General features: G+C 70.0%; 10 protein-coding genes and 1 tRNA gene. 2 read left to right on the top strand and 9 right to left on the bottom strand.

What is annotated here, in order from left to right; all coding sequences use genetic code 11:
* Positions 1 to 104: 104 nt before the first annotated feature.
* From E1218_RS32400 to E1218_RS32375, 6 genes are all read right to left on the bottom strand, one after another.
* Entirely contained in the window at positions 105 to 1064 is a 960-nt protein-coding gene (locus tag E1218_RS32400) for an acetylxylan esterase (RefSeq protein ID WP_132326859.1), read from the bottom strand.
* A 25-nt stretch (positions 1065 to 1089) separates the two neighbouring features.
* Complete coding sequence (locus E1218_RS32395; RefSeq protein ID WP_132326858.1) at positions 1090 to 1548, bottom strand: hypothetical protein; 459 nt, start codon at positions 1546 to 1548, stop codon at positions 1090 to 1092.
* A 20-nt stretch (positions 1549 to 1568) separates the two neighbouring features.
* Complete coding sequence (locus E1218_RS32390; RefSeq protein ID WP_132326857.1) at positions 1569 to 2531, bottom strand: hypothetical protein; 963 nt, start codon at positions 2529 to 2531, stop codon at positions 1569 to 1571.
* An 80-nt stretch (positions 2532 to 2611) separates the two neighbouring features.
* Positions 2612 to 4189 carry an LCP family protein gene (locus E1218_RS32385; protein WP_132326856.1) on the bottom strand — a complete coding sequence of 526 codons (1578 nt, stop codon included), beginning with the start codon at positions 4187 to 4189 and terminating at the stop codon, positions 2612 to 2614.
* 311 nt (positions 4190 to 4500) lie between these two features.
* A tRNA-Ser gene (locus E1218_RS32380) sits at positions 4501 to 4590 on the bottom strand.
* A gap of 84 nt (positions 4591 to 4674) precedes the next feature.
* Entirely contained in the window at positions 4675 to 5568 is an 894-nt protein-coding gene (locus E1218_RS32375) for an LLM class flavin-dependent oxidoreductase (RefSeq protein ID WP_132326855.1), read from the bottom strand.
* Positions 5569 to 5738: 170 nt separating this feature from the next.
* On the opposite strand from E1218_RS32375, the gene E1218_RS32370 reads away from it, so the two are divergent.
* Positions 5739 to 6002 carry a hypothetical protein gene (locus E1218_RS32370; protein ID WP_132326854.1) on the top strand — a complete coding sequence of 88 codons (264 nt, stop codon included), beginning with the start codon at positions 5739 to 5741 and terminating at the stop codon, positions 6000 to 6002.
* A 133-nt stretch (positions 6003 to 6135) separates the two neighbouring features.
* Entirely contained in the window at positions 6136 to 6771 is a 636-nt protein-coding gene (locus tag E1218_RS32365) for a phosphoribosyltransferase (protein ID WP_132326853.1), read from the top strand.
* 90 nt (positions 6772 to 6861) lie between these two features.
* Here the strand turns inward: E1218_RS32365 and E1218_RS32360 are convergent, their stop codons facing one another.
* The 3 genes from E1218_RS32360 to E1218_RS32350 all read right to left on the bottom strand — a co-directional run bounded on the left by E1218_RS32360 (position 6862) and on the right by E1218_RS32350 (position 10880).
* Positions 6862 to 8739 carry a phosphoenolpyruvate carboxykinase (GTP) gene (locus E1218_RS32360; RefSeq protein ID WP_132326852.1) on the bottom strand — a complete coding sequence of 626 codons (1878 nt, stop codon included), beginning with the start codon at positions 8737 to 8739 and terminating at the stop codon, positions 6862 to 6864.
* A 327-nt stretch (positions 8740 to 9066) separates the two neighbouring features.
* On the bottom strand, positions 9067 to 10299 hold the full coding sequence (locus E1218_RS32355; protein ID WP_132326851.1) for a hypothetical protein: 1233 nt from the start codon (positions 10297 to 10299) through the stop codon (positions 9067 to 9069).
* The gene (locus E1218_RS32350; protein WP_132326850.1) at positions 10296 to 10880 is read right to left on the bottom strand and encodes a hypothetical protein; all 585 of its coding nucleotides are present in this window, start codon (positions 10878 to 10880) and stop codon (positions 10296 to 10298) included. Before E1218_RS32350 ends, E1218_RS32355 begins: the two co-directional genes overlap by 4 nt.
* Positions 10881 to 10911: the final 31 nt, after the last annotated feature.

Genomic DNA, 10911 nt, shown 5'->3' with positions numbered 1-10911 from the left:
ATCCCGCCCCCACACCAAGAACTCCATGGCCGCACCCTAGATGCTGAAGGTGGCGCCTACGTCGGCATGGGTTGTGAAGGCCGTCGAGTGCCTGGGCTGCCTGGTCAGAGCTTCGCGCCGATCAGTTGGTAGATGTCGTCCGCGGCGCCCGGCAGGTCGTCGTGCCCGAAGTCCGGGTACAGCCGGACGCTCTTCGCCGAGGTGATCTTGTTGTAGGCGGCGTACTGCGTCGACGGCGGGCAGACCTGGTCCTCGAGACCGACGAACAACGTCACCTCACCCCGGATCCGCGCGGCCAGGTGCTGGACGTCGATGTAGCCGAGGGTCGTGAACACCTCGTCCTGCCGCAGGTGCCGCGGGTCGCGCTTCTTGAACCAGGTGACGATCTCGTCGTACGGCGCCCGCTCGAGGTTGAGCTCCCACGCCCGCTGGTAGTCGGTGAGGAACGGGTAGACGCTGGCCGTGTACTTGACCGACGGCGTCAGCGCGGCCGCCACCAGCGAGAGCCCGCCACCCTGGCTCCACCCGGTGGTCGCGATCCGCGCCGCGTCGACCTCGGGCAGGCCACCGATGATGTCCGTCAGCCGCCGGGCGTCCAGGAACACGTGCCGGTACAGCAGGCCGTCCGGCCCGTCGTCGAGACCGTGCACGAGGTGGTTGTGCAGAGAGAAGCTGTTCGGCGCCTGGGACTCGGTCCGGAAGCCGACCTGCTCGCGGACGTCCAGGGCGGCCACGGTGAACCCGCGGGCGGCGTACGGCAGCAGCTCGACCCACTTCGGCTGCTCACCGCCGTACCCGTGGAAGATCAGGACGGCGGGACCCGTCGGCTCGGCCGGCCGGATCACCTTCGCGTGCACGCGGTACCCGCCGGTGCCGGTGAAGTAGAGGTGCTGCGCGGTCGCCGTGGTCAGTGGGAAGTCGGTCGCGTCCACGAACTCGGCCTCGGGGTCGATCGAGTCCAGCTCGAGCAGCGCCTTGTCCCAGTACTGGTCCAAGTCGGCCGGTCGCGGGTTCGTCCCCTGGTAGCCGGCCAGTTCCTCGGCGGACATGTCGAACGAAAGCACGCTGTCTCCAAACGATCGGGGACACTTATTCTGCGCGATCCTCGCCCTCGGGCGCAGTGCCGTCCCAGATCGTGTAGCCGTGGGCAGAGTTCAACCGGTCCCGGAGCGCGGTCTCCAACGTCGCGGTCTGCCCGGGTGCCAGCCAGGCGACCGGCACCAGGATCGAGTGCTCCTTCTGCCTGGTCCGGAGCACGATCGCCTCACCGTGGGTCGTCTCCACCCGCCCGACCTCGGTGACGTCGGTCCAGGGCGTTCGTACGCCGCGCACGTCGATGTCGTCGTCCCGCAGCTTCAGTACGACCGGCGGCCGGGCGAGGATGTACAGCCCGCCCAGCACGACCAGCCCACCGACGACGAGGAACACGGTGATCACCGCGGCCGGCAGCCCGATCGCCCACGTGATCGCGGCCACCCCGAGGATGATCAGCCCGGCGGCCGGGATTCCGAGGAACCGCCCCGGCCGCATCCGGTACGTCGTACGCATCCGGCAAGTTTCTCATCACCTCAGAACGCGCCGACCTCGGAGGTGGACGCGTTGCCGAGCGGGGTCCGGGCCAGGCTGATCGACCAGTCGAACTTCCCGTCGAAGCGGTCGTCGTACCGTTCGTAGGCGCAGTCCTCGGTGAACCGCCGGTTGGCCGCGTCCCAACCCGTGCCGGACTTGAAGTACACGTAGTAGCTGCCGCGGATCCCGGACAGCGTCGCCTTCTGGTTGGCGCGCACGTAGATCGACACCTGCGGCCTGCGCGGGTTGCTGTTCGTCACCACGATCACCACGTCGGACGAGCTGCCGTTGTCGATCCGCAGTCGTCCCGGACCGCGCGCCCCGGACCGCTGGACGATCTTCCCGTTCGTCCCCCGGCCGCTCACCTCCGGCGGCGCCTTCGGAGCGGGCGGTACGACGAGCGCCCCGAACCGGAATCCCTTGCCGACGGACTTCGACACGTCCTGGGTGAGCTCGAGCACCGAGCTGCGGATCCCGGTCTTGGCCTCGTACAGCCTGGTCGCCGGCGCCTTCGGCAGGCCGCAACTGGTCCTGGTCGCCCTGGCACCGCTGAGGTTGTCGGTGACGATATCCGGATAACCGTCGAACGCCCTGAGCACGGTCTCGTGCGCTGCGTCCAACGCCTTCGGCGGGTTCACCTTCGCCAGCACCTGGCGTTCGCGGACGACGACCGCGGCCAACTGCGCCCGGGCAGCGTCGAACGCCGGCACGGTCTTGGCATTCATCACCCGGAAGACGTACGTCCGGAGAATCTTCTCGACGTTCGTCAACGCCCGCTGATACATCGGGACCGACAGCCGGACCGGAGTCGGCGGAGGGGTCGGCGCCGGGCTGCGTACCGAGATCGTCGTACTGCTTTGTGCCGACGGTGCGCCGTCTTCCGGCTCAGCGCTGCAGGCCGCAGCCGCCAGCACCGTGATCGTGATCGCCGCCGCCGTCCAACGCCGCCCAGTGATTCGCACAGTCACCCCCAGTGACTCGTCTCAGTGGGGGCAATCCTTCCCGGCTCGCGGGCGGTCCAGACCCGGGTGGCCGGTTGATGTCAGTTGCCGGACCCGGTCGGGTGGTAGGCGCAGGCGTCGTTCAGGTTCTCGGCGGCGCCGGGGGTCACGGTCGGCTTGCTGCTCGGCTTGCGGGTCGTCGCCCCGGAAGTCGGCTTCTTCGTCGTGGTGGCCGACGGCGCGGACGCGGTCGGCTTCGCCTTCGGGCTGATCGCCTTCTGGACGAGCGCCTGCATCGCCTCGTAGTCCGGGTTCTTGCCGGTGGGGAAGTTCTTCGACTTGTCCAGGTCGACGTTCGAGACGTTCGCGTTCTTCACCTTGAGGCCGAGCTCGATGAAGGCCGGCAGGATCTCCTGCGGGATGTCGGTCCGGAGCAGCTGCTTGCCGGCCGAGGCGATCTGCTGGTACTTCGTCACCAGGGTCGCCGGGTTCACGCTGTTCACCAGCGCGTGGATCGTGCAGCGCTGCCGCTCCTGCCGGGACGGGTCGCTGAGGCCGTACCGGCCGCGGGCGAACCAGAGCGCGTGGTACCCGTCGAGCTTCTGGTCCGGACCCGGCTCGATGTAGCCCGACGGCTTCTTGTGGCTGTTCGATCCCGGACCGGCGCCGTAATCGCCGCCGATCGGCACCTTGTAGTTGACGTTGACGGTGATCCCGCCGACCGCGTCGATGATCTGCCGGAAGCCGGCCAGGTTGACCTGCATGTAGTAGTCGATGTCGAGCCCGAGCGCCTCGCCGACGGCGAGCTTCAGCACGTCCGCTCCCTCGTTGTCGGTCTCGCCGAGGATCCCCGGGTGCAGCTTCGGGACGTTCTCGTACATCGCGTCCAGGTAGAACTCCGGCTGCTCGACGTTGCCGAGGTCCGGGTCCCAGAAGCCGTCCGGGTAGACCTCGTGCAGCGGCGAGTCCGCCGGGAACGGCATCCGCATCCAGTTCCGGCTGAGCGAGATCAGCGAGGTGTCGCCGGTCTTGGTGTCGATGCTGGCCACGATCACCGTGTCGGTCCGGGTGCCTTCCCGGCCGACGCCGTCGTCGGCGCCGAGGAGCAGCAGGTTCAGCCGCGGGGTCTTCGCCCACGGGTCCTTCTTGTCCACCTTCGGCCGGGTCGCGCTCTTGGAGTCGCCCTCGGACTGGAACACGCTGCCGACCAGGTCGCGCTGCGCCATCACGGTCTGCGCGGCCACGGTCGTCGGTACCGCGATGCCGAAGCAGAGCAGCCCGACGAACAGCGACCCCGCCAGCCGGCCGGTGTACGTCATGCTCACCGGGCGGAGCAGTTTGTGCGAGGCGACCACGACCCAGATCCAGCAGATGCCGAGGCCGACCACGGCCGCGGTCGCGATCAGCAGCTGCCGCGGCGACACCGCGAACGAGAGGATCGAGTCACGCCGGGTCAGGCCGACGTACGCGCCGAGGACGAGGAGGCCGATGCTGATGGTCAGCACGAAGGCGCCGAGCTTCTTCCGGCCACCCATCATCAGGCCGGAGCCGGGAACCAGCGCGCTCAGCAGGGTGAGGCCGATCGCCTTCGACGCCGTGCGGGCCCGGTGCGTGCGGTGCCGGGACCGGGTGGCTCGAGGCGCGGACCTGCGTCCGGCAGCGCGAGTACTCCGCGACATGGCTCCGTTCCCTGATCGACGACGTGCAGCCTTCCGTCGGCCGCGTGCAGCGGCCCACGGTACTTCAGACGCCCACGACACCCATTCGGTTGACGTGATGCTGGCGACCCCCGTCGATGCGAGCCAGATTACAGGGGCACCGGCCCAGTCTCCCAAGGTGCCGCCCCGGCCACCCTGGGTGCTCGCGGGTACGGCGAAGGCCGCCGGGCTCCGAGGGCTCAGTCCTTCGGACGGAGGTCCGGGGTTGCACCCCCGGAAAACACCCGGAGCTCCCTGGTCCGCGCGTTCTGCGGACAGGGAGCTCCGGGGAGCGGAGGCGGCGGGATTTGAACCCGCGAGAGGGGGTTACCCTCAACCCGCTTAGCAGGCGGGCGCCATCGACCGGACTAGGCGACGCCTCCTCCGACGATCCCCGTCACGGGGACACGACGACGGCCAAGACTATCCGCTCGACCCGTCCGGCGGCAAAGCGGGCCCGGACCGGCTCAGTTGCTCGTCAACTGCCTGGCTTCGGCGAGCCGTTCGACCGAGCGCGGCGTCATCGGCTCGAGTAAGACGACCAGCTGGTCGATGCCGAGCTTCTGGTACGCCGTCAACGCCTCGGCCAGTTCCTGGACGGAGCCTTCGATCGCGTTCGGTTCGGGCCGCGGTGCACCCGGCTGACCGGGGTCGCGGACAACCACACCGACGGTCGCGGCCACCGCCCCTTCCGGCTTGCCCGCCGCCTTCACCGCGTCCCGGAGAACGCCCAGCCGGTCCTCGACCTGCTCGCTCGCGGCGCCGTACCAGGCGGTGTTCCACCCGTCGGCCCACTCGGCGGTCAGCCGCATCATCCGCGGCCGGTAGCCGGCGACCAGGATCGGGATCCGGCGGCTCGGGGCCGGATCGAGGACGGCCTCGCGGACTTGGTGGTAGGTCCCGTCGTAGGTGACCGTCTGGCCGCGGATCAGCCGGGCCACGATCTCCAGCCACTCCTCGAAGCGGCCGACCCGGTGGTCGGTCGGCAGCCCGAACGCCTCGTACTCCGGATCGTGCCAGCCGGCGCCGACCCCGAGGACCAGCCGCCCGCCGGACACCTCGTCGAGGGTCGCGGCCATCTTGGCCGTCAGCCCGGGATCCCGGAAGGACGCGCAGAGCACCATGTTCCCGACCTCGACCCGGGTCGTGACCGCGGCTACCGCGGTCAGCAGCGTCCAGGCCTCGTGCATCCCGAACACCTCGCCCTCCGGCGACTTGTACAGGAAGTGGTCGGCCAGCCAGACCGCGTCCAGCCCGTTCCGGTCGGCCGCCTCGGCGACCGCGCGGACGTCCTTCCACCCCGGCATCGAGCCGCCGGGCCCGTCGCCGGCACCGAGCGGGAGCACCACACCGATCTTCATGCGGTCAACCTATCCGCCGGGTGCGCGTCCCGACCGCTGGTTCTCCTTGATCGAACCGGGCCGATTCCGAGACCCCACGGTGGTGTGTCCGAGACGTCACGGGGTACGAGGGAAGTCGCCCGGGTGCGCGGTTACCGGTGAGGAGCGGGCTGTCCCGAAAGGTGATGACGATGACTGCTCCCGCGCTGCCGGGAATCAGGGATCGCCGACCGGAGGCGTTCGATCCGCGGACCATCCTCGGCCTCGGTCTGCCCGCACACGTGCTCATCCACCGCGGCGACGACTGGACGCCGGCCTGGCTGATCGGCCGGCCGCACTGCGCGAACGGCTGGGTGGCCCTGGTTCAGTACGTCGACGCCGACGGCCGCGAGCAGACCTTCCGGCTGCCCGCCGACCAGGTCGCTGTCCTTCCGCCCACGGGCCGGCACCACTGAGCCGGCCGGCCGTGCAGGTCGCCGGGCAGGAAGCCCGCGCCCGGCGCGATGGGGTCTTCGCGAGCGGCCGCAACACGTCGACCGCGGCGCTTCGGATGCGGACAACGTACGCATCCCGGTGGATCATGGCGATATGAGGCCGTACCCGGATCGGGCGGCTGCGGGCCGGGCTCTGGCCGACGAGCTCGGCGAGGTCGCCGGATCGGTTCTCGTGCTCGGGCTGGCGCGCGGCGGGGTTCCCGTCGCGGCGCCGGTCGCGGACGCCCTCGGCGCGAAGCTGGACGTGCTGATCGTCCGCAAGCTCGGCCTGCCCCAGCAGCCGGAGCTGGCGATGGGTGCGATCGCCGGCGTCGGCGGCGAGACCCAGACGGTCCGCAACGAAGCGGTACTCGCGGAGGCCGGTGAGCACGCGCTGGCCGACGTACTCGAGGAGGAGACGCGGGAGCTGCGTCGACGCGAGCAGGCGTACCGCGGCGACCGGCCCGCGATCGACGTCCGCGGGCGGGTGGTGATCCTGGTCGACGACGGCCTGGCCACCGGCTCGACGATGCGCGCCGCAGTGGCCGCGGTACGGCGACAGCGGCCGGCACGCGTGATCGTCGCCGTACCGGTCGGTGGATCGGACGGCTGCCGGCGGCTCGCCCAGGTCGCCGACGAGGTCGTCTGCGTGTGGAGGCCGCTGTACTACACCGCGGTCGGTCAGGCCTACCGCGACTTCTCGCCGGTGGAGGACGACGAGGTACGGCGGATCCTCGCCGAGCGACCGTGATCACGGCACAGCGCGGCGCCCCGGCCGGTGGGCCGGGGCGCCGCGCTGTCGTCCGGTCTGCTGGCTTCCGACTCAGCAGCCGACGTCAGGTCAGCCGAGCCGCGTCCGCAGGTTGTCGAGCTCGACCTTCAGCGAGGCCGGAACCTTGTCACCGAGCTTGTCGAACCACTCCTCGATCAGCGGCAGCTCGGCCCTCCACTCGTCCGCGTCGACCTTGAGCGCGATCTCGAGCTCGTCGGCGGTCAGGTCCAGACCCGACACGTCCAGCGCCGCAGGCGTGGGCACCCGGCCGATCGGGGTCTCGACCGCGTCGGCCTGGCCCTCGATCCGCTCGATCACCCACTTCAGCACCCGGCTGTTCTCGCTGAAGCCCGGCCAGACGAACTTGCCCGCCGCGTCCTTGCGGAACCAGTTCACGTAGAAGATCCGCGGCAGCTTCGACGCGTCGTGCTCCTTGCCGACGGTCAGCCAGTGGTCGAAGTAGTCACCGGCGTTGTAGCCGAGGAACGGCAGCATCGCCATCGGGTCGCGCCGGACCACGCCGACCTCGCCGACCGCGGCCGCGGTGGTCTCCGACGACAGCGTCGCCCCCATGAACACCCCGTGGGCCCAGTCCCGCGACTCGGTCACCAGCGGCACCGTGGTGGCCCGCCGGCCACCGAAGATGATCGCCGAGATCGGCACGCCGTTCGGGTCGTCGTACTCGTCGGCGATGATCGGGCACTGCTTGATCGGCGTGCAGAACCGGCTGTTCGGGTGGCTGGACAGCTCGCCGGACTCCGGCGTCCAGTCCCTGCCCTTCCAGTCGGTCAGGTGGTTCGGCGGCGTCTGCGAGTAGCCCTCCCACCAGACGTCGCCGTCGTCCGTGAGCGCCACGTTGGTGAAGACCGAGTTGCCCTTCTCGATCGTGCGCATCGCGTTCGGGTTCGTCTTCCAGCCTGTACCCGGGGCAACGCCGAACAGCCCGAACTCGGGGTTCACGGCGTACAGCCGGCCGTCCGCACCGAACCGCATCCAGGCGATGTCGTCGCCGAGCGTCTCGACCTCCCAGCCCTCCAGGGTCGGGTCGAGCATCGCCAGGTTGGTCTTGCCGCAGGCGCTCGGGAACGCGGCCGCGACGTAGTGGACCTTCTTCTCCGGCGAGATCAGCTTCAGGATCAGCATGTGCTCGGCGAGCCAGCCCTCGTCCCGGGCCATCGCCGACGCGATCCGCAGCGAGTAGCACTTCTTGCCGAGCAGCGAGTTGCCGCCGTACCCGGAACCGTACGACCAGATCGCCCGCTCCTCCGGGAACTGGACGATGTACTTCTCGTCGTTGCACGGCCACGGCACGTCCTGCTGCCCGGCGTCCAGCGGCGCCCCCACCGAGTGCAGGCAGGGGACGTACGGCGCGTCCGTGCCCATCCTGCTCAGCACCTCGGCGCCGGTGCGGGCCATGATCCGCATCGACAGCACGACGTACGCCGAGTCGGTGATCTCGACGCCGAACATCGGCTTCTCGGCGGTCAGCGGGCCCATGCAGAACGGGACGACGTACATCGTCCGGCCACGCATCGAGCCGCGGTACAGCTCGGTCATCAGGGCCTTCATCCGGGCCGGGTCCATCCAGTTGTTGGTCGGACCCGCGTCCTCCTCGTCCACCGAGCAGATGAACGTCCGCTGCTCGACCCGCGCCACGTCCGAGGGGTCGGTCCGAACCCAGAACGAGTTCGGCTTCATCTCCTCGTTCAGCCGCACCATCGTGCCGGCCGCGATCAGCTCCTCGGTGAGCTTCGCGTACTCCTCGTCCGAGCCGTCCATCCAGTGGATCCGGTCGGGCCGGGTGAGGGCGGCGACCTCGGCGACCCACGCCAGCAGGCCGGCGTGCGTGGTCGGGGCGTCACCCAGGTCGTAGGCCTCGGCGTTGAGGGGCTCCGGCTCGGCGGTGGCCTCGGCGTCGGTATGGGTCGGGCTGGCGGTAGTCGTCATCGGCGGCTCATTCCCTCTCGGCTGTCGGGCCCGGCGACCGCCCCAGCCCCTCGGCGCTGAGGGGAGGTACGGCTCCGGCCGCCGGGGTCTCCGGCGGTTCGATCCAGCTGGCTGGCGGTGTCATCGCTCGCAGACCAGTGCGTCCAGTGGACGTATACCAGTGTGCAAGTGGTACTAACCGTACGCGACTCGACCGCGTGGTGAGAACCGCCAGCACGTGAGCCCGATCACAAAGTCCGGCGGACAATCGTTTTCCGGTGAATCTTGTGAAAAAGAGAACGGCCCTGCGCTGTTCGCGCGGGCCGTCACCGAAGATCTTCCGGCGGATCAGCCGGTCTGCCGCCAGATGTCGTTGACGATCTGCTGGACGGCCTTGTCCTCACCGGTCGCGCCCTTGGCCGCGACGCCGACCAGCCACCAGCGGCCGCCGCTCAGGAACACGTGCGACATCGTCAGGGTGTACGCCTTCGCCTTCTGCTCCGACCGCTGCTCGGCGAACCAGGTCCGGGCGTCCTTGGCCGCGGTGGGTGCGGGTGCGTTGAACGCCTTCGTCCACGCCGCGTCGACCGTGGCCCGGCCGGCCAGGCACGCGGCCAGGTCATCGCACTGATGCAACGCGATGCGAGCCTGAAGGGTCGCCCTGGGCCGGTACTCCGGTGTCTTCGTGACCACCTGGCGGTAGACCGCCGTACTCGACTCGCCGAGCGAGGTGAGCTCCGGCGGTTGCGGCCAGCCGAACGCGAACGGGAAGCCTGCGTTGACGATCGGCTGGACGTCGGTGCCGGCGGGGAACGTCGCGCCCACCACGCCCGGGGCGCCGTCCGGTTCCTTGTACTCGGCGGTCGTGATCCGCTCGATGCCGGGCAGCAGGGCGGGCGACGGGAACGGCGGTGGGCTGACCGCGGCCGGGACGGCCTCGGCCGGCTCGTCCTTGACGGAACTGCCGATCGCGGAACCGATCGAGTAGGTGACGGAGAAGACGACGAGCACGCCGAGGGTCGAGACGACGTAGATCCAGCCACCGATCTTGTGGCGGTACTCCCGGGCGAGCGCGACCTTGGACCGCTGTGGCCGGGCTACCTGCGTGGGCGGCTGCTGGACTGCGGTGGGGTGCGTCGGCTGCGGCTGCTCGGTCGTTGACTTCGGCTCGGCGTACGACGGGAACTCCGAGTCCTCGGGCGGCCTGGCGCCGTACTGACTGAGTTCGGAGCGGACGGCCTGCAGTGCGTCCTCGTCGTTGCCGAGGATGCCGTCGAGCGGGTCGATCAGCCGCTCGGCCCCGGTTTGGCCGGAGACGAGCTGGGTGATCGCGTACGGGCGCCCGGCGGTGAAGTTCGCCGCCCACAGCGGCGTCTCCTGCTGACCCGGCTCGAGCGCGGCACCCCGCCCGGCCCGGACGAGCCGGTCACGCACCACCTCGTCGCGTGCACCGGCATCGCTCAGGACGAGCGCGACGACCGCCATGCCGGTGAAACTGCGGCCGCGCCACAGCTCGGCGAGCGGGTGGGTCAGCAGTCGGTGGTCGAACTGGTAGCCGGGGATCTGCGGCGAACTGTTCACTTCGTCTCCCAGATCGCGCGATCCGCCAGCACCAGCGCCGCCTGCTCGGCGACCTTCCGCTCGATCGGGCCGGCCGCGTAGACCACGTGGACCACGATGTCGCCCCGCCGTACCAGGGCGTTGACCGACCACGACTCACCGCCGATCCCCCGGGCGGTACCGCTCAGCTTCGTCGAATAGGTGCGATTGGCAACGGTCTCCAGCGGACTCCGGTCCCACGTCCACTTCGCGTGCTGCGGCGGCGTGAGCGGCGCCTTCCCGGCCCCGATGTCGCGCCCGCCGTACGGCGTGACCGTCACGTTCAACGCGACGCTCGCGAACGTCCGGCGACTGGACACGGCCTGCACCGAACACGTCACCGTCGACGTCCCCACCTGTGTCAGCGTGACCGGACCCTTCGATGCTTCCGGCAACAGACTCCGCACGTCACCCAGCCGTTCGCATAGGTCAGCCGGCAGCGACCGGGCCGCCAGGATGTCCTCCGGCTGCACCGGGTCACCGAGCGCGAACCCGATCGCCGCCCCCGCAACCGCGGCCACCCCACAAGCAACCGCCGTACCCCGAACCAACCGACTCACCATCCCGCGACCCTAACCACGCAAAGGTCCTCCC

This window comes from Kribbella turkmenica, from assembly GCF_004348725.1.
In the GTDB taxonomy this organism is placed as follows: Bacteria; Actinomycetota; Actinomycetes; order Propionibacteriales; family Kribbellaceae; genus Kribbella; species Kribbella turkmenica.
The sequence above is the reverse complement of the archived record's forward strand: the minus strand, read 5'-3'. Positions and strand labels throughout refer to the sequence as shown.

Coding starts and splice junctions, on each gene's coding strand:
- E1218_RS32365 (WP_132326853.1), top strand. CDS start 6,136: ATGAGGCCGTACCCGGATCGGGCGGCTGCGGGCCGGGCTCTGGCCGAC.
- E1218_RS32360 (WP_132326852.1), bottom strand. CDS start 8,739: ATGACGACTACCGCCAGCCCGACCCATACCGACGCCGAGGCCACCGCC.
- E1218_RS32370 (WP_132326854.1), top strand. CDS start 5,739: ATGACTGCTCCCGCGCTGCCGGGAATCAGGGATCGCCGACCGGAGGCG.
- E1218_RS32385 (WP_132326856.1), bottom strand. CDS start 4,189: ATGTCGCGGAGTACTCGCGCTGCCGGACGCAGGTCCGCGCCTCGAGCC.
- E1218_RS32395 (WP_132326858.1), bottom strand. CDS start 1,548: ATGCGTACGACGTACCGGATGCGGCCGGGGCGGTTCCTCGGAATCCCG.
- E1218_RS32375 (WP_132326855.1), bottom strand. CDS start 5,568: ATGAAGATCGGTGTGGTGCTCCCGCTCGGTGCCGGCGACGGGCCCGGC.
- E1218_RS32350 (WP_132326850.1), bottom strand. CDS start 10,880: ATGGTGAGTCGGTTGGTTCGGGGTACGGCGGTTGCTTGTGGGGTGGCC.